Source organism: Methylomusa anaerophila (assembly GCF_003966895.1).
In the GTDB taxonomy this organism is placed as follows: Bacteria; Bacillota; Negativicutes; order Sporomusales; family Sporomusaceae; genus Methylomusa; species Methylomusa anaerophila.
Genome location: NZ_AP018449.1, coordinates 2,595,502 through 2,619,952, shown reverse-complemented (window position 1 = coordinate 2,619,952; position 24,451 = coordinate 2,595,502). Strand labels below are relative to the sequence as shown.

29 protein-coding genes are annotated in these 24,451 nt (G+C 45.3%); 4 read left to right on the top strand and 25 right to left on the bottom strand.

Annotation, left to right across the window (positions count from 1 at the left end; genetic code table 11):
- Positions 1 to 28: 28 nt before the first annotated feature.
- The 4 genes from secA to MAMMFC1_RS11850 all read right to left on the bottom strand — a co-directional run bounded on the left by secA (position 29) and on the right by MAMMFC1_RS11850 (position 5,194).
- Complete coding sequence (secA, locus tag MAMMFC1_RS11865; protein ID WP_126308713.1) at positions 29 to 2,539, bottom strand: preprotein translocase subunit SecA; 2,511 nt, start codon at positions 2,537 to 2,539, stop codon at positions 29 to 31.
- A gap of 156 nt (positions 2,540 to 2,695) precedes the next feature.
- Positions 2,696 to 3,397 carry a cytochrome b/b6 domain-containing protein gene (locus MAMMFC1_RS11860; protein WP_126308712.1) on the bottom strand — a complete coding sequence of 234 codons (702 nt, stop codon included), beginning with the start codon at positions 3,395 to 3,397 and terminating at the stop codon, positions 2,696 to 2,698.
- Between the two features lie 17 nt (positions 3,398 to 3,414).
- Entirely contained in the window at positions 3,415 to 3,726 is a 312-nt protein-coding gene (locus MAMMFC1_RS11855; RefSeq protein WP_126308711.1) for an iron hydrogenase small subunit, read from the bottom strand.
- Between the two features lie 208 nt (positions 3,727 to 3,934).
- The gene (locus tag MAMMFC1_RS11850; protein WP_197723806.1) at positions 3,935 to 5,194 is read right to left on the bottom strand and encodes a [FeFe] hydrogenase, group A; all 1,260 of its coding nucleotides are present in this window, start codon (positions 5,192 to 5,194) and stop codon (positions 3,935 to 3,937) included.
- A 319-nt stretch (positions 5,195 to 5,513) separates the two neighbouring features.
- Here MAMMFC1_RS11850 and MAMMFC1_RS11845 point away from each other — a divergent pair, with 319 nt between their 5' ends.
- A complete protein-coding gene (locus tag MAMMFC1_RS11845; protein ID WP_126308709.1) occupies positions 5,514 to 5,729 on the top strand; it encodes a hypothetical protein in 216 nt (71 codons plus the stop codon).
- 67 nt (positions 5,730 to 5,796) lie between these two features.
- Here MAMMFC1_RS11845 and hpf read toward each other — a convergent pair whose 3' ends face one another.
- From hpf to MAMMFC1_RS21500, 6 genes are all read right to left on the bottom strand, one after another.
- On the bottom strand, positions 5,797 to 6,342 hold the full coding sequence (gene hpf, locus MAMMFC1_RS11840) for a ribosome hibernation-promoting factor, HPF/YfiA family (RefSeq protein ID WP_126308708.1): 546 nt from the start codon (positions 6,340 to 6,342) through the stop codon (positions 5,797 to 5,799).
- 433 nt (positions 6,343 to 6,775) lie between these two features.
- Positions 6,776 to 6,973 carry a cold shock domain-containing protein gene (locus MAMMFC1_RS11835; protein ID WP_126308707.1) on the bottom strand — a complete coding sequence of 66 codons (198 nt, stop codon included), beginning with the start codon at positions 6,971 to 6,973 and terminating at the stop codon, positions 6,776 to 6,778.
- 111 nt (positions 6,974 to 7,084) lie between these two features.
- Positions 7,085 to 7,804, bottom strand: coding sequence for an amino acid ABC transporter ATP-binding protein (locus MAMMFC1_RS11830; RefSeq protein WP_126310587.1), 720 nt, complete (start codon positions 7,802 to 7,804; stop codon positions 7,085 to 7,087).
- Positions 7,791 to 8,456 carry an amino acid ABC transporter permease gene (locus MAMMFC1_RS11825; protein ID WP_126308706.1) on the bottom strand — a complete coding sequence of 222 codons (666 nt, stop codon included), beginning with the start codon at positions 8,454 to 8,456 and terminating at the stop codon, positions 7,791 to 7,793. The genes MAMMFC1_RS11830 and MAMMFC1_RS11825 overlap by 14 nt, the downstream gene beginning before the upstream one ends.
- A gap of 216 nt (positions 8,457 to 8,672) precedes the next feature.
- The gene (locus MAMMFC1_RS11820; RefSeq protein ID WP_126308705.1) at positions 8,673 to 9,464 is read right to left on the bottom strand and encodes a basic amino acid ABC transporter substrate-binding protein; all 792 of its coding nucleotides are present in this window, start codon (positions 9,462 to 9,464) and stop codon (positions 8,673 to 8,675) included.
- Between the two features lie 192 nt (positions 9,465 to 9,656).
- A complete protein-coding gene (locus tag MAMMFC1_RS21500; protein ID WP_158618746.1) occupies positions 9,657 to 9,848 on the bottom strand; it encodes a hypothetical protein in 192 nt (63 codons plus the stop codon).
- A gap of 23 nt (positions 9,849 to 9,871) precedes the next feature.
- Here MAMMFC1_RS21500 and MAMMFC1_RS11815 point away from each other — a divergent pair, with 23 nt between their 5' ends.
- The gene (locus MAMMFC1_RS11815; protein WP_126308704.1) at positions 9,872 to 10,120 is read left to right on the top strand and encodes a type II toxin-antitoxin system prevent-host-death family antitoxin; all 249 of its coding nucleotides are present in this window, start codon (positions 9,872 to 9,874) and stop codon (positions 10,118 to 10,120) included.
- Positions 10,110 to 10,376, top strand: a complete 267-nt coding sequence (locus MAMMFC1_RS11810) for a type II toxin-antitoxin system RelE family toxin (RefSeq protein ID WP_126308703.1) — start codon at positions 10,110 to 10,112, stop codon at positions 10,374 to 10,376. The genes MAMMFC1_RS11815 and MAMMFC1_RS11810 overlap by 11 nt, the downstream gene beginning before the upstream one ends.
- Before the next feature lie 123 nt (positions 10,377 to 10,499).
- Here the strand turns inward: MAMMFC1_RS11810 and MAMMFC1_RS21495 are convergent, their stop codons facing one another.
- Complete coding sequence (locus tag MAMMFC1_RS21495) at positions 10,500 to 10,649, bottom strand: AAA family ATPase (protein WP_158618745.1); 150 nt, start codon at positions 10,647 to 10,649, stop codon at positions 10,500 to 10,502.
- A 68-nt stretch (positions 10,650 to 10,717) separates the two neighbouring features.
- On the opposite strand from MAMMFC1_RS21495, the gene MAMMFC1_RS11805 reads away from it, so the two are divergent.
- Positions 10,718 to 11,392, top strand: coding sequence for a Fic family protein (locus tag MAMMFC1_RS11805; protein WP_232035428.1), 675 nt, complete (start codon positions 10,718 to 10,720; stop codon positions 11,390 to 11,392).
- A 42-nt stretch (positions 11,393 to 11,434) separates the two neighbouring features.
- Here the strand turns inward: MAMMFC1_RS11805 and MAMMFC1_RS11800 are convergent, their stop codons facing one another.
- The 14 genes from MAMMFC1_RS11800 to MAMMFC1_RS11735 all read right to left on the bottom strand — a co-directional run bounded on the left by MAMMFC1_RS11800 (position 11,435) and on the right by MAMMFC1_RS11735 (position 24,449).
- A complete protein-coding gene (locus MAMMFC1_RS11800; RefSeq protein ID WP_126308702.1) occupies positions 11,435 to 11,734 on the bottom strand; it encodes a zinc-ribbon domain containing protein in 300 nt (99 codons plus the stop codon).
- A gap of 391 nt (positions 11,735 to 12,125) precedes the next feature.
- A complete protein-coding gene (locus tag MAMMFC1_RS11795; protein WP_126308701.1) occupies positions 12,126 to 12,716 on the bottom strand; it encodes a Uma2 family endonuclease in 591 nt (196 codons plus the stop codon).
- A gap of 38 nt (positions 12,717 to 12,754) precedes the next feature.
- Positions 12,755 to 13,066 carry a hypothetical protein gene (locus MAMMFC1_RS11790; protein ID WP_126308700.1) on the bottom strand — a complete coding sequence of 104 codons (312 nt, stop codon included), beginning with the start codon at positions 13,064 to 13,066 and terminating at the stop codon, positions 12,755 to 12,757.
- 24 nt (positions 13,067 to 13,090) lie between these two features.
- On the bottom strand, positions 13,091 to 14,839 hold the full coding sequence (locus MAMMFC1_RS11785) for a motility associated factor glycosyltransferase family protein (protein WP_126308699.1): 1,749 nt from the start codon (positions 14,837 to 14,839) through the stop codon (positions 13,091 to 13,093).
- A 126-nt stretch (positions 14,840 to 14,965) separates the two neighbouring features.
- A complete protein-coding gene (locus tag MAMMFC1_RS11780; RefSeq protein WP_232035427.1) occupies positions 14,966 to 15,346 on the bottom strand; it encodes a hypothetical protein in 381 nt (126 codons plus the stop codon).
- On the bottom strand, positions 15,306 to 15,731 hold the full coding sequence (gene fliS, locus MAMMFC1_RS11775; protein ID WP_126308697.1) for a flagellar export chaperone FliS: 426 nt from the start codon (positions 15,729 to 15,731) through the stop codon (positions 15,306 to 15,308). Before fliS ends, MAMMFC1_RS11780 begins: the two co-directional genes overlap by 41 nt.
- A 16-nt stretch (positions 15,732 to 15,747) precedes the next feature.
- A complete protein-coding gene (gene fliD, locus MAMMFC1_RS11770) occupies positions 15,748 to 17,220 on the bottom strand; it encodes a flagellar filament capping protein FliD (protein WP_126308696.1) in 1,473 nt (490 codons plus the stop codon).
- Between the two features lie 26 nt (positions 17,221 to 17,246).
- A complete protein-coding gene (locus tag MAMMFC1_RS11765; RefSeq protein WP_126308695.1) occupies positions 17,247 to 17,639 on the bottom strand; it encodes a flagellar protein FlaG in 393 nt (130 codons plus the stop codon).
- Between the two features lie 610 nt (positions 17,640 to 18,249).
- Entirely contained in the window at positions 18,250 to 18,957 is a 708-nt protein-coding gene (locus tag MAMMFC1_RS11760; RefSeq protein ID WP_126308694.1) for an acylneuraminate cytidylyltransferase family protein, read from the bottom strand.
- Positions 18,954 to 20,003, bottom strand: coding sequence for a nucleotidyltransferase family protein (locus tag MAMMFC1_RS11755; RefSeq protein WP_126308693.1), 1,050 nt, complete (start codon positions 20,001 to 20,003; stop codon positions 18,954 to 18,956). Before MAMMFC1_RS11755 ends, MAMMFC1_RS11760 begins: the two co-directional genes overlap by 4 nt.
- Positions 20,000 to 20,653: an acetyltransferase gene (locus MAMMFC1_RS11750; RefSeq protein ID WP_232035426.1), complete on the bottom strand. Its 654-nt coding sequence runs from the start codon at positions 20,651 to 20,653 to the stop codon at positions 20,000 to 20,002. The genes MAMMFC1_RS11755 and MAMMFC1_RS11750 overlap by 4 nt, the downstream gene beginning before the upstream one ends.
- Complete coding sequence (neuB, locus tag MAMMFC1_RS11745; protein ID WP_126308691.1) at positions 20,643 to 21,719, bottom strand: N-acetylneuraminate synthase; 1,077 nt, start codon at positions 21,717 to 21,719, stop codon at positions 20,643 to 20,645. Before neuB ends, MAMMFC1_RS11750 begins: the two co-directional genes overlap by 11 nt.
- Positions 21,720 to 21,835: 116 nt before the next feature.
- Positions 21,836 to 22,999: a UDP-N-acetylglucosamine 2-epimerase gene (gene neuC / locus MAMMFC1_RS11740; protein WP_126308690.1), complete on the bottom strand. Its 1,164-nt coding sequence runs from the start codon at positions 22,997 to 22,999 to the stop codon at positions 21,836 to 21,838.
- A 61-nt stretch (positions 23,000 to 23,060) separates the two neighbouring features.
- The gene (locus MAMMFC1_RS11735) at positions 23,061 to 24,449 is read right to left on the bottom strand and encodes a B12-binding domain-containing radical SAM protein (RefSeq protein ID WP_126308689.1); all 1,389 of its coding nucleotides are present in this window, start codon (positions 24,447 to 24,449) and stop codon (positions 23,061 to 23,063) included.
- Between the last annotated feature and the right edge of the window lie 2 nt (positions 24,450 to 24,451).

Sequence of the window (24,451 nt, the reverse complement as noted above, 5' to 3'; positions counted from 1 at the left end):
TCTGCGGTTCGTTCCTTATTCTTAGACTTTATTGATTGCGGCCGCAGCAGTGTTTGTATTTCTTACCGCTGCCGCAGGGGCACCACTCATTACGGCCGACTTCTTTCTTGTTCACGATGGGTTGCTTGGGAGCCTCTTCCTCGCCGTGGCTGGTTTGGGCTTCCTGCAGGTGGTCCTGCAACTGGGTTTGCGAAATAATATTGACATGGAACATGTAGCGGACAATATCTTCCTGAACATGGTCAATCATCTGCTGGAACATATCGAAAGCTTCGATTTTGTACTCGATAAGCGGGTCTTTCTGGCCGTAAGCCCGCAGTCCGATACCCTGGCGAAGCATTTCCATGGCGTCAAGATGGTCGATCCACTTGGTGTCAACCACTTTTAGCATGACTACTTTTTCCAGTTCCCGCATGTTGTCTGCTCCGAACAGCGCCTCCCTGCCATCATAAGCGGTAGTTGCCACCCGCACCAGTTCTTCTTTAAGCTCCACCCGGCTTAGTTTGTCGAGGTCATCAACTTTCAATTGTCCCTCGGGGGCAAAGAAACCTTCGCAGTACTCGATCAGTCCGTTATAATCCCATTCTTCCGGATAGATTTTCTCGTTGGCGTAAACATCCATACCATGGTCGATAATCTTTTCCATCATGAGGAAGATATTATCCTTCAGATTGTCGCCAACCAAAATTTTGCGGCGCTGGCTATAGATAACCTCCCGCTGCTGGTTCATAACATTATCATATTCAAGAACATACTTTCTAATGTCAAAGTTTTTGGCTTCGACTTTCTTCTGCGCCTGCTCAATGGAGCGGGTAATAAGGGAGTGCTCTATCGGCTCGTCTTCTTCCATACCCAGTTTATCCATGATGCTGGCAATATTGTCGGAGCCAAACAACCGCATGAGATCATCTTCCAGCGACAGGTAAAAACGGGAAGATCCCGGGTCACCCTGACGTCCGGACCGGCCGCGGAGCTGGTTATCAATACGCCGGCTTTCATGCCGTTCCGTACCGATAATGTGAAGTCCGCCCAAAGCCGGAACACCGTCTCCCAGTACAATGTCGGTACCACGGCCGGCCATATTGGTGGCGATGGTAACGGCGCCCATTTGGCCGGCTTGAGCCACAATCTGGGCCTCCATTTCATGGTATTTGGCGTTTAGTACGTTGTGGGTAACGCCGCGTTTTTTCAACATGGAAGACAAGTCTTCCGACTGGGCGATGGAAGTTGTACCCACCAGCATAGGTTGCCCTTTGGCGTACCGCTGGACAATTTCCTCCACAACAGCCTTATATTTGGCCCGCTTGGTCTTATAAATAACGTCGGGCAGGTCCTCGCGAACGGAGTTTTTGTTGGTGGGAACGACGATAACATCCAGGCCGTAAATTTTGCGGAATTCCGGTTCCTCGGTTTTGGCTGTGCCTGTCATGCCGGCCAGCTTGCCATACATCCGGAAATAATTTTGGAAGGTAATTGCGGCCAGGGTTTGGCTTTCCCGTTCAATCTTGACTCCTTCCTTGGCTTCGATAGCCTGATGGAGCCCGTCAGAATAGCGCCGGCCAAACATCAGCCGGCCGGTAAATTCGTCAACGATAATAACTTCCCCGTCTTTAACTACGTAATCCTTATCCCGTTTCATCAGGGCATGGGCTCGCAGCGCCTGATTGAAATGGTGGGAAAGTTCCATATTGTCGCTTTCGTACAAGTTGGTTACGTTGAGCAGCTTTTCCACCTTGGCAATGCCGGCTTCGGTGGGAAGGACGGCATGGGCCTTTTCGTCAATGGTGTAGTCTTCGCCCTCTTTAAGTTTGGGTACAACTTTAGCCAAAACATAGTATTTGTCGGTTGATTTCTCGCCTGGTCCCGAGATAATAAGCGGGGTTCGGGCTTCGTCGACCAAAATGCTGTCCACTTCGTCGACGATGGCGTAATGAAGCGGCCGCTGCACCATTTGTTCCGCATGAATTACCATGTTATCCCGCAGATAATCAAAGCCGAATTCATTGTTGGTGCCGTAAGTAACGTCGGCATTGTACGCCATACGCCGTTCATCATAGTCAAGGCCATGAATAATAAGGCCAACCGACAGCCCCAAAAAGCGGTACAATTTCCCCATCCACTCGCTATCCCGGCGGGCCAGGTAGTCATTAACGGTGACTACGTGAACTCCCCGGCCGGTGAGGGCATTTAAATAAACCGGCAAGGTAGCTACCAAAGTTTTCCCTTCACCGGTACGCATTTCGGAGATTTTACCCTCATGCAGGGTAATGCCGCCAAGTAACTGGACGTCAAAATGTCGCATGGCCAGTACCCGGCGGGATGCCTCCCTGACTACAGCGAATGCCTCAGGCAGAATATCATCCAGAGGCTGGTCTTTTTCCAATCGACGCCTGAATTCGCCTGTTTTAGCTGTCAGGGATGCGTCGCTCATATTCGTTAGTTCAGGTTCAATGCCGTTAATTTGCGCGACGATTTTCTGCATGCGTTTAATTTCTTTTTCGTTATCGTCACCAAATAGATTCTTTATGAACTTTAACAAGTTATCAACTCCCGGCAATACAAATACAAGAAATATTAGAAATACAAGAAAACATGCTCTAATATATGATTTTAACAGAATGGGTATGAAAAGTCAAAAACAGCCGGCATTCAGCCGGCTGTTTTTAACCTTTGTATTTTACTATGCGAGTTTTTGTTAACCTGCGTGATGGTGCCCGGGGGTACTGACAATACCGCCCTTATTCACTGGTTCAATCTCGTTTTCTACCCATACCGGGTTGTGGTGCTCAGCTTCATGGAGAGGTTGAGTGCCATCGCCGAACATGGCCAGGAATTCACCCCAGTTGTAGATTCCAAGGAATATGTGAACAATCATGAACAAACCGAGGAAAATTCCCAATACCAGATGGGCCTGGTCAAACCAGTACATTACGAGTTTGGGAGCGACCGGAAGGAAGGCGTAAAGCACCCAGCCGGTAACAATCAGGATGGCACCGCCAAACAGCAAACAGATACCGAAAATCTTTTGACCGGAATTTATCTTACCCATTGGCGGCACAGGAATTATCTTGCCCAGGAGCATTTTCTGGGGATAGCCGCCCTGGACCATCATCCAGCCTTTATCCCGTTCATCCCAGGTGAAGATCCTGCGAGTAAAAGCCACGATCCGGTCCAATGCAAATAGGGAAAATAAAATGACGGAAACGGATAGAATGACGGCACCCACAATATGGATTTGCATGAGCAGATTCTGTATATCGTCGTTGAAAGGCTTAAGCCAGATAAAGAAACCGGTTACAGCCGCCGGTAAAAATCCAAAAATCAGTCCCCAATGAAACAGTCGGGAAATCAAAGGGTGCTTTAACACCCGCGGGCCGTGCTCATCATGTTGACTCATATTAGTTTTCTCCTCCTTTACCCTAACTTGGTCCGGTTAACGTACTTGGTATGAAACAGCTCTTCGGCCAAGTGGCTGAGGGGTTTTTCCGCGAACTTGGCGTACACATCCTGCACAGCCTTGTTGTTGTGGCTTTGACGAATTTTAGCTTTATTGTCATCTTGGTAGAGTCCCTTGGTTCTCATTTTAATATATTTGGTCCGGTCCTGCACTAAATCGGTGGCCACATAGGCGCCTGTCCACAAAACAGCGCCGGCTACTCCCAAAACACCGAGAAACTCCCGCCGGGTAACTTTCACGGCTTTTTCAATATAATCATAACGGGCCATACTAAACCTCCTATATAAACAATTAACTTATCACTTTAAGTTGGACAACGAAATCAGAATCGTCGTCGCGCCTAGACGGTCTGACTATGATTGATCATAAATGATTATTAAGTTGATATTCAATAAGTTTTTCTCATATGCAACGGTATCTGACGATTTTTGAGCAATTCGAGGCAATCCATGACTGAGAAATACGAGATTCAACACGTTATGACCAGGGCAATATGGCTTTCGCCTTGTCCAGCCAGGATGTGCCCATCGGGTTGATCGGCTGGCCGCCGCCATTGACACAGCCCCCTGGGCAGTTCATGACCTCAATGAAATGATAGGGCGATTTGCCGGCTTTAACCTGCTCAAGAAGCGGTTTCACATTATCCTTAATGCCATGAGCCACAGCTACTTTCAGCGTAATTTCCTTGCCGGTTTTGGCATCTTTCAGCGGGACGTCGGCTTCCTTCACGCCGGCAAGTCCCCGGACCGGTTTAAATTCCAGTATGTCAAGCTCTTTGCCGGTAATGACGAAATACGCAGTCCGGAGGGCGGCTTCCATTACACCGCCGGTATTGCCAAAGATAGTACCGGCGCCGCTATATTGGGCCAAAGGATTGTCCTGATCGGTAAATTCCGGCACAGTCTTAACGTCAATGTTCAACTTTTTAAAGAGACGGGCAAGATCCCTGGTGGTAAGCACTACATCCACATCCGGATACTGTCCGCTTTTGCCTTGCGTAGTCCAGTAGTGGGCGGCACTTGCAAACTCGGGGCGGGATGCTTCAAATTTTTTCGCGGTACAGGGCATGATACCAACCATATAAATGTCTTCGGGCTTTATTTTCCAAACTTCTTTTGCGCCGTAAGTCTTAGCCAGGGCACCGGCCATCATCATCGGCGACTTGGCAGATGATAAATTGGGAATAAGTTCAGGATAATATAATTCGGTATACCGGATCCACGCCGGACAACAGGAAGTAAATTGCGGCAATGGACCCAGATGACCTGCCGCCGGCTCGCCCAGGGCGTAGTGACGGATCTTGCCGATGAGTTCCATGCCTTCTTCCATAATTGTCTGATCGGCGGTAAAATTGGTATCAAGAACCTTAAAACCTGCTTGCTTTAATGCGCCATAAAGCTTCTCGGTGACCAGACTGCCCGGCTCCATCCCGAATTCTTCGCCGATGGCAACCCGTACGGCCGGTGCGATGGTACCGACAACAGTCACTTGCTTGTTCTTCAGTTTGTCAATTACCCTGTCAACAGCGTCAACTGTATCCTTCGGCGCACCAAAAGGACAGTTCACCAAACACTGACCGCAATTAATACATTTTTCGCTGTCAATTTTATGCACAGCACCGTATTTGCCGTCGATTGCCGCTGATGGGCAGAACGCCTTACAGGAATCGCAGCCTTTACAGGTATTGCGGTCGATTTCAACTACGCGGGTTAACTCCTGTGTTTGAAATCCTTTCAAATATGAAACCTCCCTATAAAAAAATAAAGTGAATGAATTCGCCGTAATATCTTCGAAATAGTCTTTCGAAGATATTACTTGTGATTGTGAATAAAAGAACATTCACAATCGTTTAGTGCCTTTTAACAAAAAATAAATAATAAATATTTAATTCTCTCTTAAAAATGTAATTTATTTATACTTGGTTGTCAATAATGTATTTTCACAATTTACTAACTTTATAAACAAATCTTTAATTTTAACAACAAATCGTATTTTTTTTCACCAAATTGCACATAATAAATATATATAATTGTAAATATTTACCGGGAGGTTACAAATGAACCGTGATGTGAAAAGCGTTCTTGATGCGGCCGGCCAGTTGGCGGATATGAAGGACATAGATTATAGAAATACCCTGGCAATTTCCGTCCTCATTGAATTGCTGATTGAGAAAGGCATAATTTCAAGGCAGGAATTCGGGCAAAAAGGCCAGGAGCTGGAGAGGGCATCCCTGGCGGAAATTATTATAAAACGCCGGTCGGAAATGCGCTGACTACTGAATTCTGAATTCTGAATACCTATAAGCTAAGCCGGGCTATAAAAGCCCGGCTTAGCTTATATTAATATTCAGGTTCGATAAGCCCGTAATTACCGTCTCTACGTCGATAGATCACATTGACCTCTTCCGTATCCGCATTCCTAAATACATAAAAATCGTGATGGATAAGGTTCATCTGCATAATCGCCTCGTCCAGGGCCATCGGTTTCACGGCGAACCGCTTGGTTTTTACAACTTCAGCTTCTGCAAAAGCTTCAGCTTCGCTTGCCAAGGTTGCCGCCGGTGTCAGATCGGCTTTAAAACCACCGGAACGGAATTTCCGCGAAAGTTTGGTTTTATATTTTTCAATTTGTTTTTCCAGCTTCTCAATCACCAAATCAACGGATGCATACATGTCGCTGGTGGCCTCTTCGCCCCGTAAGAGCAGTCCGTTTACAGCGGCTGTGACTTCAACGATGTGGCGACCTTTCTCCACGGTGAGGATTGCAGTAATATCACCCAGGCTGGCGGGGTCGAAATACTTGGTAATTTTGCCCACACGCTTGGCGACGTAGTCTTTCAATGCTGATGTAATCTCAATGTTCTTTCCACGTACTGTAATTGCCATACTACGCATCCCCTTTCTGAATTCATAACTTTTCACCTTAAGTAGGGAACTGCTTATAAACCGCCATCTGCGTCGTTGCTCCTGCGGTCCTCACTCCAGCGTACAACCAGTACGCTTGCGTAAGGTCCCCGCACAAACTATTATGCTAAGTCAACGAAATCAGAATCGTCGTCGCGCCTACGGTCTGACTATGATAGTTCGAACCGTAATTAGCAAATATCATTGCAATAAGTTTTTTTCATATGCAACGGTATCTGACGATTTCTAAGCAGTTCGAGGCATTTGACGACTTACAACTTAAGTAGTTACCCTTGTTATTTAGTATTCCCTATTAGTATAAAAATTCCTGTCCAAAAGTTCATAAAATTCAATAATTATTTAATTTGTAAATTAAATAACCCGGCGTTACCGCCGGGTTGGGACAAACAAGCAATTATACTTTATATACGTTGGCAGCTTGCGGTCCGCGTGCGCCTTCGACAATATCAAATTCTACTTGTTGACCTTCATTCAAGGTTTTAAATCCTTGATCCTGGATAGCGGAAAAATGAACGAATACGTCGCCACCATCTTCCCTTTCAATAAAACCGTACCCTTTTTCCGCGCTAAACCATTTAACTTTTCCAATCATTTGAAACTCCTCCTAAGATTGAACTACAGGCCAATCGTTGGCCACAGATGGGATTATAACATAAATTGGGATTCATGTCAATGTAACAATGTAACTTCCCGGCGGGAGGAGCTATAATATTTTCGACAGAAAAGTCTGTGTCCTCTCTTCTTTCGCGTTTAAAAAAATCTCATTCGGATTACCTTCCTCAACAATTCGGCCCTCATCCATAAAGATGACCCTGTCGCCTACCTCGCGGGCAAAACCCATTTCGTGAGTAACCACCACCATGGTCATTCCTTCATTGGCCAGAGCTTTCATAACATCCAGCACTTCTTTAATCATCTCCGGATCAAGGGCGGATGTGGGTTCGTCAAACAGCATAACCTTGGGACGCATAGCCAGGGCTCTGGCAATAGCCACCCGCTGCTGCTGCCCGCCGGACAGTTGGTCCGGATAGGAGTTAGCTTTATCGGCAAGACCGACTTTCGCGAGTAAACCAAGAGCGGTTTGTTCCGCCTCCGCCCGGGACACATTACGTACTTTCGCCGGCGCTAAGGTGATATTTTCCAATACGGTCATATGCGGGAACAGGTTAAATCGCTGGAACACCATGCCGACTTCTTCCCGGACTTTGTTGATATTTGCTTCGTTATTTAAGGGAATGCCGTCAACAATAATTTCCCCTTCCGTAGGCTGCTCCAGGTAATTGATGCAGCGTAAAAGCGTACTTTTCCCTGAACCGCTGGGGCCGATAATAACCACTACCTCCTGCTCGTTGATATGGGCGCTGACCCCTTTCAACACATGCAGCCCGCCAAATTTTTTATGAAGGTTGTTAATGCTTATCATCAATTTTGTACCTCCGCTCAAGATAATCCACCAGGCGGGATATGGTCAGCGTCATAATAAGATAAATAAAAGCCACTGTCAGCCAGATTTCAAAAGATCCATACGTGCGGGCAATAATCATTTGACCGCGACGGGTAAGCTCTTCAAAGCCGATAACCGATACCAAAGAAGAATCTTTTAACATGGCAATGAACTCGTTACCCAAAGGCGGAATAATCCGTTTAAATGCCTGTGGCAAAATAATATAGCGCATAGTCTGGGCCCAAGTCATACCCAGCGATCGGCCGGCCTCCATCTGCCCTTGGTCGATGGACTGGATACCGGCCCGGAAAATTTCGGCCAAATAAGCGCCGCTATTAATACTGCAGGCGGTAATGGCGGCAAAAAAAGGATCAATACGCTGACCTAATACTAGGGGCAAAGCAAAGTAAATAATGAAAATTTGCACCAGAAGCGGGGTACCGCGAATAAAATCCACATAAACCGCAGCCAAAGCTTTGATTGCCCAAACCTTCGACAAACGGGCCATACCCATAAACATACCGATAAATAAGCCGAAACCAACACTAAGAACGGTGATTTGAATGGTAACGCCCGCCCCCATTAATAACAGGGGAAACGAGCGGACAATCAAGTCAAAATCAAAGTTCAATTATCTCACCCTTATAAATTCAAATTATGTATACAATCCACCAAAAATTATATGCGGCCAGGCCTGGAGTGTCAATATGTTTTAGCCAAAGCAAAAAAGTATACATGTAAGCCTGCCGCAGTTCGGAACAGCACGAAAGCCCCAGCAGCACGAAAATTAAGATAGAAAATAGTTTAGGCGCGACCCGGAAGTCGCGCCTTTGCGTACAGGAATCCCTTATTGGGGAGGTTTTTTGCCGAACCATTTTATGTAGATTTTTTCATACTCCCCATTTTGCTTCAGTTCGTCAAGGGCCTTGTTGATCTTGTTGCCAAGTTCAGTATTTTTCTTGGCAGTAGCAATACCATAATCTTCCGAAGTGAGCGGTTCGCCAACAATCTTGGCGTCTTTGCCGCCGGCCTGAGCAATATAATATTCGTTGACAGGCAGGTCATTCACAACAGCGTCTACACCGCCGGCTTTAAGTTCCAAAAAGGCTTCGGGAGCAGTGTTGAACTCGCGGATTTTAGCGTCTTTGATCTTTTTCGCTTCGTCGGCGCCGGTTGTACCGATTTGTACGGCAATCCGCTTACCCTCTAAATCTTTAAAGGATTTCAGCGTGTTATTGTCGCTTTTTACCACCATAGACAAACCGGATTTGTAGTAAGGTTTGGAGAAGTTTACTTTTTGTGCCCGTTCCGGCGTGATCGTCATCGCGGAAATAACCATGTCGATATTTCCCGCTTCCAGTGCCGGAATGAGACCATCAAAGTTCATGCTTTGAACTTCAACCGGTATTCCCATTTGCTTGCCAAGGGCTTTAATCAGGTCCATGTCAAAACCGACATATTCCTTGGTCTTTTCATCCTGGACTTCAAACGGAGCAAAGGCGGTGTCTGAACCTACTTTCAGCGTTTTAGCCGCAGACTGCTCCGCCGATTTTGCTGCCTGCTGCCCGCCACAGCCGGCAAGCCCTAAGGTCAACAGGAACATGGTTAATACAATGAGAGCAATGGTCTTTTTTGTCATTTGCGGTTCCCCCCTCGACATAATAGTACAAGTCGTAAATAATTATACGTCTAGATGTCGGATTTTTCAAGAAATTTTTTAGAAGACGCACCTTTTCTACTAATCTATATAGTTTTCAAAAATGAGTTACAATCGTAATGCTAGGATAAGCGTAGGTTAAGCGGCAGCGTCGAAGCGTTCCTAGCATTACGATTAATAGAAAATCATTTTTGAATTCCATATAGTAAAGGTGCCGACGAGCAGCCGAAGGTCTGCCCGGCATGCGGCCAAGGCCGGATTGGGGTGAAGCGCACTGCGGGCGCTGGCCAGTAAAATTCCCCTGGACTTTCGATAATTGCCGTGATATATTATAATCAAAATGGACAATATAGACAAAATGGCCATTTTGATTAAAGGAGGTGTCGGGCATGACCGTTTCCGCCAGCGTCGCAAAACAGAAGTTCGGGCAGATCATCGACGCAGCTCGCGTCAAGCCGGTTATTATCGAAAAATCCGGCAAGGAGGTCGTAGTCGTCCTTTCGGTTGAACGGTTTCGGGAGCTTCAGGCTTTGGAGGATGCCTACTGGATTGCCCAGGCGGAGGAAGGGCTAAAGAGCGGGCTTATGGGGCCGGAGAAGACCGCGCAGTTCTTGAAGGAGCGGCTGGATGCCGAATAGCTACGTGCTGGACCTCTCCAACCGGGCCGGGAAGGCCCTGGCAGACCTGGAAAACAAGCAGTTTAAGCAAGTGGCTTTGAAAATGCTCTCCCTTCTCCGCAACCCGTTCCCCAACGACTCCGAGAAGCTGACCGGCTCCGACTATCGCCGGGTGGATATCGGCGAGTATCGCATTGTGTACGATGTTCAAGACGGTGTTGTCCGAGTGCTGGCAGTAGGCCCCCGCAACGACGGCACAGTCTATAGGCGATTTTAGCCGGCCGCACTGAATGTCCGATAAGTTCGCAGATAGATCCTTTCTGTTTTCGCGCCTTCACAAACGATAAGGGCAGTATACCCCGGTTGCCTTCTATTTCTACTGCGAGGAGCTTCCGTTATTTTAGCCATTGCACTCCGGCTCCTCTCCCAGAAAGGGCACAGCGCCGTATCGCCCAGCCAAATATCCTTTTTCGATATTTTCATCCTTACGAACGCCTATATCAAGTAAAGAATAAATGTCGGTAGCACCCGTTTCCGGGCTCTTCTCCACAAACCAAACCTGATCACGGCGAAATAGGGTTTGCGTCAATAAATTGGTATTATGAGTGGAAAAATCAATTGAGCATTGCCTGTGTTTTGGTCGGGATCATGAAATTTTTTCACAATATTTTCAACCAGCAACGGATGAAGCTGGCCTTTTTTGACTGGTACAATGGCGAAGACGGCACCGATCCTGTCTTACGTGCCGGTATTGCCCACCTTTGGTTCGTGACTATCCATCCATTCGAAGACGGCAACGGGCGTATCGCGCGCGCAATCACCGATATGATGCTCGCTCGTTCCGAACAAAACACACAACGTTTCTACAGCATGTCGGCGCAAGTACGGCAAGAAAGAGAGGACTATTACGATATGCTGGAATATGCTCAAAAAGGGACACTTGACATTACAGAGCCGTTAGAGTGGTTCCTGGATTGCCTGGATCATGCCTTTGATAGTGCGGAGATAATATTGGCAGATGTACTCCGTAAAGCAACATATTGGAATTCTTGGGCCAACCTTACGCTTAATGACCGCCAGCGTTTAATTCTAAATAGACTCTTAGATGGTTTCGAAGGAAAATTAACCTCAACAAAATGGGCTAAATTAGCCAAATGCTCACAAGATACAGCTTCCCGTGATATTAACGACCTCATAAATCAAGGGGTTTTAAAAAAAGACACAGGAGGCGGTCGCAGCACCAGTTACTCCCTAAATGAAGAAACCAATGCACCAATACTTTCTGTTGACTAAAAAAGTAAAAGCCCGGTTTCCCGGGCGTTATAGTTGCAAGAATTATTCTTGTTCTTTTCTGGCTATAAAACAGTCGCGGCAATAGATAGGACGGTCATTGCGGGGTTTAAAAGGAACTTGCGTGACTACACCACATTGAGCACACACCGCTTCATGCATTTCGCGCTGGGTCCCTTGAGCTTCGCCGCCTTCACGGCTCCGCCGTCTGTTACCACGGCACTCGCGGCAACGAGCAGGTTCATTTTCAAACCCTTTTTCTGCATAGAACTCCTGCTCTCCTGCTGTGAAAATAAAATCTTTTCCACAGTCTTTGCACTTAAGAGTTTTGTCCTGAAAAGCCATTAACGAAATCCCCTCACCTTTAGAAATTAAAAACCGCTGCTTAGCCGACCTGGTCTTTGACCCCACACTCGCCTGCTGGAAGGTTCGCTACCAGATTCCCATCCCCTCACTACTACCTCTCTCGAATTATCCATCTCGCCGGGGTTTGAATGCACCCTTTCCCACATTCAACTTCCCGCCTCCCACTTCTCAACTCGGCAGGACTTACATCTAAGCCGCACCATGCTCAAAGCCATTTTGACTCCTTACGTGGATCGTTTCGCCTGCGACTGGCATCGATTTTCAACCACAGACCTAAGCAAACTGGTTCTTAGTTTAAATTATAAAATTCATACCCCAAAAAAGCAAGCGTATATTTTTCACTATACGGCACGTTCTAACCCGTTAATGTCTAGAGTTTGAAAATATCCTCAATCTTCACACGAAAACCCGGCAACAATACTGAATCTACGACACCTGTCCCTTCCGCCCGCGCTGCAGGAACAAACTTCCCGTCCGACAACTGATATACCTCAACGCTGTTTTCCTCGGGGTCAACAATCCAATATTCTTTAACACCGTACTTTTCGTACACCTTATACTTTTTACGCAAATCATAATACGCTGTAGACGGCGATAATATTTCCACCACCAGATCAGGCGCGCCGTTTACTTTATCCTCGGCGGAAATTTCAACCCGTTCGCCGGCGATGAACAGAATATCCGGTTGGTAAGTTTCCTTGGCAGCCAGATACACATCCCGCGGCGCTATAAACAGCTCGCCGCTATTGTTATTTTCAATAAATCGCTCAAATGCAATGGCAAGTTTGAGTAAAATCTTTTGATGCCTTTTCCCCGGCGACGGCGCCATCACCAACTCTCCCCCAATCAACTGGTATGGCGCTCCTGCCGGCAGCCGCGCGTAATCTTCATAGGTATACCTTCCTTTTGTCCCGGCTTCATACGGTAAAGCAGCCTCGTTACATTGAGATTCAGCAGCCATAGCGACACCTCCCGTCAATTGATTGTAAGTTTATTATATCAAAAAACAGATGGCTTTTCATCCCCAATTGCCAGCTGCGCCAACCATGGTTCTAATTCATAATGAAGATAGTCCCTTACTAAGACCCAATCCTCAGCCTCCAACGCCGTCCAAACCAAATCGGTAATGCGGCAGAGTTCGGTCTGTCCCTCGGGCCCCAGATGCGATTCCATTTTTTGTAAATCTTGCACAAGCAGGGATAAAATAGCTTTACAGCGATAGGGTTCCAGTTGAAAAGAACTCTGATAATAATGTTCGGCAGTATTGCGTAAAGATATCAGTATTTCTTTAATTTTTTGGCTTTCCGGCATACAATCAACTTCACCCGCTTTTGTCTAAATCTTCCTTTTATTTTGCAAGGAGAGTACGGTTGCATCAACTTGTGATGAAATTAGGGTAAGGGCCTGTTCTACCCGCCGGAATAATTCTTCCCAGTCGGCAAGCTGCTGAGCTGCCGGGCATCCTTCCCGGTGTTCGTAGACCTGGCGTAAGTAGCAGGCATCTATATAGAACGCAATAAATGGATAAATATTCGATTTGCGAAGTTTGGCAAATGCCTTTTGATAACATTCGATAGCCTCCGCCACAGTCAGCCCGGCGCGAAACTCTTCATTATTAAGGGATGTAATTTCCTTTATGACTTTCCCGGCGGTTTCACCCAGGCTCTGGATAGCCTGCAGCAAGCGTTTAGGGTTTGCAGGTGTAAATTGCTTATGTACCCGCGCAATATTCCCGGCAACGTCAATGGTGCGCCCAAAGTACTGTGTCGCAGCCTCCCGCAACGGCATGTGCATCGCTCCGTCCAAATAGGCGCCGCCCTCAGTGGCGTTGATTATCGTCTTATTTTTGTAAACTGTCGCGATCCGGCTAATGAAATATTCCCGCAAGTCTTTCAAAAAACGGTTGGCTTTTAACACCTCGCCGTTTTGACCTTTCACCCAATAATACGACGACTGGGGATCATTTTCGTTATAGTTTGTCCTTACACCCGTAGCATGACTGCGCCCTTCAGCGAAGGCCATATCCTGACCGATAAATATGATGGGATCAGCACCAATGTGATTGGCAAATTCAAAGGCGACAGTAGCACCGCTAAGGCTGCGCTGCAGTACAGTGACCGCTGGCAGGTATTTCGCCAGTTGAGCCAGATCATCCCCGCCCGATGCCCGGCAAAACAATTTAGGGCCGGGGTAGCGGGCGATAAGATCTTTATCGGTGTCATAGGTGGCAACCAATGTCGAGGCAGTACCAATATCATGACATAATACTTGATACATTGCGGGATTGGGATCTATGGCCACCAAAAAATGGGGAACAATGCCCCGCTTGTTTAAGGCGCCAATTGCCGTACTGGCCGCAATAATGACGGCTTTATCCAAATAGTGGTGCAGTAAATCAACATTTTTGTCCAAGGACGGGCCGGAAGCGACAATAATTGCCGGCATACCATTAAACATATCGGTATATTGTCCGTTGCCCGGACTACTGAAAATATGCGGCAGATTGCGCCAACAGTTTTCCAGATACAGCAAACCATATTTCAGGGCAAAGCCGACATTCAGGGCTAACTGGTCCATAACCTCCCGCACCAACTCATCTTCCAGCTGGCGGAAAAATTCCGGAAATAGCTGCATAACGGCAAAGTGCCGGCAAACAGTAATGGTATCCAATACGTTTGTCCGGATATATTCCACCGCCGCCCCAACTATATTGCGGATGTTTGGGCCTGTCAGGTAAACAATTCGCTTGTCCGCCATCCAGCGCATATCAGGCCATAATTGGGCGGCAGCCCGGGCAAAGCTTTCCTCGTACGAATACTCTATAACAAAAATCCGGCAATTTTCCGGCAGCTTATCCAACAACGCTTTAACATAATAACCAAACCCAAATCCATATACCAGATAAGCCGTATTGGGTGTGAGCCTGACCCATTTCAGCCAGTTTTGCGCTTCTGCTTCCGGATCGTAAACACTGTGCAAAAAATAATTCCGGCCGGCGCCCGTTTCCGCCTGCAAGGTTAGAGACCCGCTATGAGCTTTAACCGGCCGGATTTCCCGGATATGTCCCACCCAATCATCCTCCATTATTAATCCGTCCTAATCATTTTAAAAGCTAACGTCAAAAACTAATCATATGATGAAGCAAAATGCCTCTCATAGGATGCACCTGGCATTTTCCTAACTGAGAGGCATGGGCGTTGCCAAATTCTATTAGGTTTCTCTATTCATGCGGCGACCGACTGAAAATGCTTCCCCCGTACCTTCATAGGCTTGGGAAACAGACCGTTGTTGTTTGGCGCGATTCGACATGAACTGAAGTTTTTGTCCGGCAAGCTGATTTAGTTCTTGAATATTTTTTAGAATTTCAATTCCCTCTTCCGAGTAAATAAACTCTGTATCATTCCTCTCAGCAATGATGGTTTGTAGTTTTTCCCGCTGGCTCATTAACTCGGACACCAGTTCCAGATGCTGCTGTTCGGCAAACTTATTTATTTCGATTGTGAGAAACTGGTAGTCAAGCCACAATTGACGGATACCTCTAGTTAATACATCAGCCATGGCGTTGCCTTGCGTAGGCTTGGTCCGAAGCATCAGCGCCACGTTCCTTACGGGCCAGCTTCATCGCTTGCAGCCAGGTATCCCGCAACTCAGTCACCAAGCCTTTAGCTTCTTCCATTTGCGCAACATCTTTCTTTACATTACCCATCTGTAAGCGGTATTGTATATAGTCGTACAGCGCCATCAAATTCTTGGATATATCATACTGCATGTCCAAAGTTGTCATAAGCTCGCTGATAATCTGCTGGGTTCGTATATTGGCATTATGAGCTTTTTCCACCTTGCCTTCATTAATAGCATGAATGCATTCATTGATAAACCGAATTGCTCCATTATATAACATTAAGGTAAGCTGCTCAGGCGGCGCGGTTAATACTTGCTGATTCTTGTACACGTCGGCAGTCGTAAAAGCGTTCATGAATGGGCCCCCTTAATCAACCACTGGTAAATTGCGACAACCATGAACTTTGCTGATTCATTTGCTGCACCAACTGATCCATAGCGTCAAACTGCCGGTAATACCGGGTCTCAATATCGGTTAAGCGATTTGTCAGATCCGAGATCCGGCTGTTATAGTCCTTAATTTGTTTCGCTAGTGACTCTTGGATGGATTTCGCAGTGTAATCACTACTGCCGATATTGTCCATAGCTGCTTTGAGGTCATCGCGCAACCGATTGACGACCCCTTTTGTACTGCTAGTGGTGCCCGAGGTAACAAACAGTTTGCTTACTGCCTGCGGGTCATCTGCCAGGGCCGTACGCAGCTTGTCCTCATCCAGGTATAATTTGCCGTTTTCGTAATAGCCGCCGGTAGTTATGCCTAAAGACGACAATGAGTTGTATGTTCCGGTTATGCCGGAAACAGGAGTATAAATATCCGTACGCATTTTGTCTATTGTAGTGTTTAAGATTGAATCATGATACAGCATGCCGCTTTTGGCTTTGGCTTCCCACGCTGTGATCTCGGAATCCTTCATGTCTCCTTTCTGGGTGTCTGTTAACGGCAGGTAATCCCGGTTGCGTTTTTCATTTACTTCGGTATTCATGCTGGACAAAAGTGAATTGTAGGAATCAACAAATGATTTTACATTTTTTACAATTGTGTCGACATCGGTGGATACACTAACGGAAGTGGTGCCGGCTGATTTCAAAGTGTAACTTACATTGGCAATTGCAAAATTATTAGTGGCCGCAGTAAGGTCAACACCATCTAAAGTAAATGCGGCATCCTGGCCGGCAGTAACCGTCTTTAAGCTGCCGGAACCATCAACAAACTTTAGCACATCCTTCAAAAACGCCTGGCCGTTAGCATCGGTACCAGTAAAATCAATGGTTGCGGCGGCGCCGGTAGCAGTGGAATTAATAAAGACCCGGTCTAAGTTGGAATCATAACTGGCTTTTACGCCGGCCCCGGCGGCATTGATGTTGACGATCATTGTGTTAATGCTTTCACCGGTTTTAACAGCAATCGTCTTGCCATTGATTACAATATTAAAGTCGGCGCCGGGCAGACTGGGATTCCCGGCAAACTGGGCAGACAAGGAAGTCTTGTCAGACTGTGATCCCAATGAATCCGCGCTGGTGACATTCGCGCCGGCAGCCAGTTGGGTAACCACCAGGGTGTGACTTACCGTTGCGGCACTGCCGGCTGCCGTCATGGTCGCAACCGACTCATTCGATGATGTTGCCTGTAGCGGAAGAACCGTTGCACTCTGTGTGTAGTCAAAGAGCTTGGTATACAAATCGTTAATGGAATTATACGTTGTACTATAATCGTCTTTTTTCCATTCCAACAGCGTCTTGTTCTGGTTGAGTTTGTCCAGGGGAATACGTTGAGCTTGCATCAATGCACTCACCATGGAATCAATATCATAACCTGAACCTAAACCGGATATCCTTGTAACCATTTTTTACTCCTCCAATAAATCAGATTTTACGCTTGTTTATCCAGCAGAACTCCAACATAATGCCTGATCTTGGCGATCATATCCAAAAATTCGTGGGGTGGAAACTCTTTGAGAACTTTCTGAGTCTTCACATCAACAAGTTTGACCATAAGAGATTTAGTTTCCTCATGAACTTCAAATTGCAGGTCGGCATTCATTAATTGCATCAGTTTTGTCAGAGCCTGAGCCTGATTTTTCACTTTTGCAGCATCGGCTGTCTTGGCATCTTTATCGCCGCCAACATTACTTGTTTGCAAAAATAAATCCTCAACTTGTATAATAGAATTCTCATTTGCGGTTTGGCTGTCAGTACTGGAAGACGAACCCGTAGAATAGTTGCCGGCCGGCAGATCTTGACCCTTTATCGTTGTAATATTCACTTGCTCCACCTCAAAATAGATCTTTACAAATATTATCGAAAGAAAATAAAAAAATCTTTAGCAAAAATTTTTCGATTATATGATTTCCCAATCATATTCCTGAAAAAAATAACTCTATTACCTACATAGAATGAAATAAACAATGAAAAGCTCATGTCAGTATATCGAACCTAGCTTGTGTATTTCACTACAAAGATTCCTTATTTTTTCATTATCTATAGGATCGTCTGTCAATTTCATTTTTAGATTAGCTAAGTGTTTTCCAAATTCGGTATGCGAGTCCTGGTATTTCTGATCTTTTGCTTGTTCAAGATATACTTCCAAGAAAACTCACGTTCTGGTAAACAATCGTCCCCTATTTCACAAAAACCACCGCTAATATCAATACATTCATAACCATGAGTTGTTTTGACCGGAAATGGGCATTGAGAATGTGAACAATAACCTTCTCTTTCTTTCTGTATATATGCCATTTTAAACCTTCCTTAATCAAAACCACACTTTCAAAGTATGGCTCTGATTAAGCCCGATAAGGGGCCTAATCCCGGGCCGCACCACCTTAAAATACATGATACTGTCGTCTTCTGCATTGATTACCGGGTTATATCCCTTATAGATACTGAAAGCCAAGTGAAGCCATTAATTGTTCAGCACAAAGCTGAAAGTCTCTCTCATTATCAATATCAACTGATCTTTCAGCAGGCATGATATAGCCAATTGTATTATCAGTGACAAATGACCTTGTCTGTATTAATTGTTTTACATCTGCCAAATATAATGCTCCGTTCAAAAGGTATGTTTTAGGCAAATCTTGCCGCCGCATGTACTGTCTGTTGGAACGAATTAAAGGAGACATAGTCGACGTTTCATTAAGCTGAAACATCCAATAAGGCGATTCCTTCGCCTCACATATGGATACACAACATGATGCTTCGTGACTAAAGCAATGTTTAATACACCCGTCAATATCTCCAACTGTACGCAGAGGCGATGTGGGTTGCAAAACCAGAACATAATCATATGGCTTAGAAAGAGCTTGTACAGCGTGCAAAATCGGTTCTATACCAGGAGTATCGTCGGCAGCAAACTCCTTGGGTCGCTGAAAAGGCACTTCACACCCATACTGTTTGGCGACCTCGATAATTTCCTCGTCTTCAGAAGATAGAATCAGCCGGTCAATATATTTAGATTGTAAAGCTTCGGCAATGGTCCAGGCTATTAATGGTTTCCCCGCTAGCATTCGGATGTTTTTTCGGGGGACACCTTTAGAACCGCCGCGGGCGGGGATTACAGCCAAAATGGATTTTTCGTCGATCATCCGAACACCTCAATATATTCCACATTTACCTGTTCATAATCACTCATGCGGCCGATATCCATCCAATATTCCCTTATGGGAAAAACAGCGGTCGGTAAACGGTTGGAAATAATTTTATTAAATAATTCCGGCATGTCACAGTACCCTCCGTCGGAGATGAAACGGAGAACTTCTGGTTGTAGTACATAGATTCCGGCATTGACAAAAAACTTGTGAATAGGTTTTTCATCAATATCCAGCAGCCAATGACTTTCAGTCTTTACTACGCCAAAAGGCACCTGAAAATCATATTCCCGTACACACATGGTTGCCGCAGCATTATTTTGTCCATGGAAATCCAGCAGTTGCCTGAAATTGACCTTTGTAAGTAAATCACCATTCATAACAATGACCGGATGGGCAGGTTTCTCCGGCAGCAGGGCGAGAGGTCCAGCTGGCCCCAATCGTTCATTTTCTTTTAAATATCGGATGTCCACATTCCATTTACGGCCGTCCCCAAAATACGATTCGATCATGTCACCTTTATAATTGACGGAAATAAAAAACCGGCGAAAACCGTATTCAATAAAGTTGCCAAGTATGGTTTCCAATATCGGTTTATTCCCCACCTTTAATAAAGGTTTCGGGCAGTCTTCAGTTAACGGTCTTAACCTGGTGCCCAGTCCGCCAGCCATCAGAATAACAAAATTGTCATAATAACTGGTCTGAAGCAGTTCATCCAGTCGCTCTAAGCCGATTACCCTGCCTTTGTCGTCTAACACTGGAATCTGACGCAACCCTGTTAAATGCATTAGTTGAATTAGCATCTCCCGATTGTATGTTCGGTTTATGGAGCGAGGCTGCCGGTTCATTAGAAGCTCAACTCTCTCACCCAAATCCATTCCGCGAATGATTCCCCGCCTTATGTCTCCATCGGTTACTGTCCCGAGCAGATGGTTTTCCGTATCAACCACTAACGCAATTTGTAATGCTGCTTTGTCAATGACCTCGATGGCTTGTCTTATCGTTGCTTCAGGACCGATTAGAACATTTTGCCATTTTTTCACTTTTTTCCCCTCACTTTGGCTGGTATTCCCATAACACAACAGTCATTCGCAACATCAGAGACAACTACCGAACCTGCCGCGATTAAACAATTTTCTCCGATATTTATTCCCTGCCGCACCGTCGCACCTGTACCAATATGAGTGCAGTCACCAACGGTTATTCCACCGGAGCACCGCACTCCTGGCGCAATATGCACATGCTTTCCCACTACACAATCATGATCTACCATGGCACCAGTATTCAAGATGCTATTGTCATGGATTGTACACCCCGGTTGCACGATGGCCCCTGCCATAATCTGTACGCCTTCCCCGATAGCGACTTCATAGCCGATAATAGCAGTTGGATGTATCACTTTAGCAAACGAGTATCCCTGTTCTTTAAAATACAAGTAGATACTTTTTCTGGCTATTGTAGATTGTACTGACCCTAAACCATTCACCAGCAAAATATCATTTTGCGAATATGACAAGACTGTACTGTCATCGCCAATTACCGGGATTCCCAATATGTCATGGCGACTCTTCTCGGAATCCCGATCTACAATACCTTCTATCTTTAATCCAGCGTGCAGGAGACAGTCGACCAGCACTTTTGCATGCCCACCTGCGCCAACAATAATGATAGGCTTATTTACTTTATAATTCAATTTTTTCATCCTTATCAAAGTCTCGCTGCGCTTTTCTATCGAGGCACTCCCAATAATATAACGGCGATACACCATCGCCCGGCCGTTTACAAGTCACATTCTCCGCGGTAAAAGGTTCACCATAGGCGATTTTCCGAGCAGCTACCAGACTCTTTCTGGCAATCAGGCGATTTCTTAATTCCGCCGGGGTCGGAGATTTTCGACCATCTCCCAAAGCCTGCTCTACCTCCCGGACTGACCGAACCAAGTTTTTCAATTCTTCCGGTTCAAGGGAGGCTTGGTGATCCGGACCGGGAAGGTTTCTATCCAGGGTAAAGTGCTTTTCCAACACTACGGCGCCGCGGGCAACAGCAGCTATAGACACTGCGATACCGGCAGTATGATCCGAATAGCCGACAGGCAGACCAAAAGCTTGCCCCAAGGTGTCCATTGCTTTCAAATTTACTTCTGCGAAAGGAGCCGGGTATTCTGTTGTACAGTGAAGCAGGACGACATTTTTTTTCAAAACTTCCTGTCCCGCAAGTGACGAATAAGCTTTTTGAAAAGCAGATATACCAGAAGGTTCAGTCTGTGACATATAACCGTATGCCAATACTCCCAAGGCTGCTTCAATATCACCCAAGGTGCTCATTCCGGTGGATAGGATTATCGGCTTGCCGGTTCTGGCGGCGCAAAGCAAAAAGGGGGCATTCGTAAGTTCGCCTGATGGAATTTTTATATATGGCACATTCAAATCGTTTGACAAGTAAAACAAACTATCTTCATCAAAAGGGGTAGATAAAAACATAATATCCTGCTGCCGGCAATCATTGCTTAATGCTGCAAACTCTTGAAAACTAAATTCAAGTTTCTTCAACATTTCATGCTGCGTTTCATTTGAATCAGTAGTCAAACATTGATAATCCGCCTTAGGTGCTTTTTTCGCCACCAGTTTCTCCGTTTTGAACGTTTGGAATTTAGCCGCATTAGCTCCGGCATCCGCCGCTACTTTGATTAGTTCTTTTGCCAAGTCAATCGAACCGTTATGATTCACTCCTATTTCGGCGATAATAAAAGTCTCTGTCATCAGTATGTACTCTCCTTCAGCCGTTCTGAGTACTTGTCGCCTGCCACGCCTCTATTTTTCTCAGAATCAGATATTAATCTCTACTCTTGACAAAGTAATCTCCCTTTAGCCTTGTTCTATATATCATAGAACTGTTTCCTAATGATGCCGTCTAATTTTATTTCTTTCAGCACCTTTTTTATGCGAACAGCCGTATCACCGCAACCGTACGGTGACCTTACAGCAGCAATCTGTTGAATGAATTCCGTCGACAACGCCTTCTGAATGGCTTTAACAATATCGCCTTTAACTTCGGGACAATCAATAACCGATACTGCTCTTATTCGTCCCTTTTGACGGTCGCCGATATTAACCGTCGGCTTCTTAAAAGCAGGCACTTCAATCAAACCGCTGGAGGAATTGCCGATAACTACATCAACATAACGGATCGCGCTCAAATAGCGTAATTGTCCCAAGGATGCAAAAGCCACGCATCTTTGGGGATTCTTATTCACGTACTCGTCAATCAAGTTATTAATCACTTTGCCGCCAGTATCCGCGTTAGATTTTGTGAATATTACTTTTGTCTCCGGATATTCATCCAACGCCTGAAGCAGTTCCTCCATCGGCGCATGAGGACCTCTCATATCAAGCGTGACTGGATGGTAGGTAACTAAAAAATTCTCCTTAGCTAAACGAAACCCAATGGCTTTTTGAAAGTCTTCTTTACTGAGCAGTTTATCTTGATGAATGTTATCGAGACCGATTGCCCCGAAGTTAAAGACCCGATCCGGGTGTTCTCCCAACTGTATAACCCGCTTTCGGTATTCTTCGGCAGCCACAAAATGTAAATGGGCCATTTTGGTAAGAGAATGCCGGATGGATTCATCAATCGCTCCTTCGGTGGTCTCGCCGCCATGAATGTGAGCGATAGGAATCCGATGTACCATAGCTGCCTGGGCTGCTGCCAAGATTTCAAAACGGTCACCCAGTATTACAACTGCATCAGGTTGTAGTCTGGCAAGCACATCAGCAAACCCTATGACTCCCAAGCCAATCGATTTGGCAATACTGACTGCGCAATCCCCTGCTAGCAGGTTTTCTACCTTTGCCGTTATAGTAAAGCCATCCTCTTCAATAATTTTATAAGTAAGTCCAAATTCGTTGGATAAATGCATTCCCGTCACGGCAATTTGTAGTTCTAACATAGGATCGTTGGCTATTTCCTGCATCAACGGCCGTAATAAACCATATTCTGCCCGCGACCCGGTCACTATGCATATTTTACGCCTATTCGTCATTCTTTTCACCATTATATATGACTAAACTCACCCAGCAAGTTTTTCGCCCCTCCCTGCAATTTTAGCTTTGGCGAAAACCCCTAAAGGAGGCATCTTTGTCAATATACAAGTTCTGTGCACTTTTTACGGATTTTTGTAGCTGAGCCCGGAAATATTCTTCAAGTAGCTTTTTATTAGCATTATATAATTCCAGGTGAAAATCATCGTCAGTTAAATTCGTAAAGTTAACGCATAATAGATCAGAATTCGTATGTTTACACTCATAAAAATCTTCACAATTTTTTAGTAAGCCGGTTTCAATTGCATGATAGTATAAAGGTGAACCTGGATAAGGGGTGACAGGTCGAATTGTTCTCATTTGAGCATGATCGTCGTATTTCAATAAAAAGTCCACACCCTTACGTAACGACTCTGCGTTCTCTCCAATATGTCCGAAAATTATATTATATCCTGGACTTATACCGGCCGCCAGCGTATTTTCAATTCCTTCTGAAATTTGCGGAACAGTAAGACCTTTCTTCATTATTCTCAGTGCATTTTCATCCAATGATTCTATACCGTAGTTGATGAATACACATCCCGCTCTTTTCATTACAGCAAGCACATTAGGCTTTGCATAGTTTAGCCTGCCATTACAACACCAGTGAACATCTAATTTCGCTTTTATAAAAGTTTCGCACAACTGTGTTGTACGTTCAACCGAACTCATCAGCAACTCGTCTGAGAAAGCAATATACGCAACATTATAATCTCGCTTTAATATTTCTATTTCTTCGACGATATTTTCAGGTGATCTAGGTCTAAAACCTTGATCCATACGATAACAAAAATTACATTTAAAAGTACAACCTCTGCCGGACAAGACAGGTACACAGCGTTCACTATTTTTTATATTTGGCATTCTTAATAGGGTATAGTGATCCATAGGGAATAGCTCCCATGCCGGCAAGGGAATCCTATCAATATTTTGAATTAATTCTCTTGGCGGTGTTTTTACAAACTTATTGTCAGACATGTAAGCAATGCCATTAACCGATGAAAAGTCTTTTTTTGCTTGTAGCTGGTCCAGCAGTTCGATAATTGTTGTTTCTCCTTCTCCAATCACAATCGCGTCAGCCTTAGTTTTCTTCAAAAAGTATTCGGGTTCAGGCGATACAAGATGCCCGCCCAAAATGAAAAATGGTCGATTTTTTGTGCTGTTTACTGCATTGGATAAAGCCAATATTTTGCGATATTGATAGTAACCGCCACATGCTCCTATTCCAACGACATCAAAATGCTCCTCATTAAGTAAATTAATCAAATGGGACTCAGGCCAGTGAAAAATATCTTGACTGTAAATACGTACTTCATGACCTTGCTGTTTACAGACTGCAGCGATATAGGCCAGACCCTGAGGAAACCATGAAATATACGAATCATTGTCATAGGCAATTAATAACAGTTTCATTA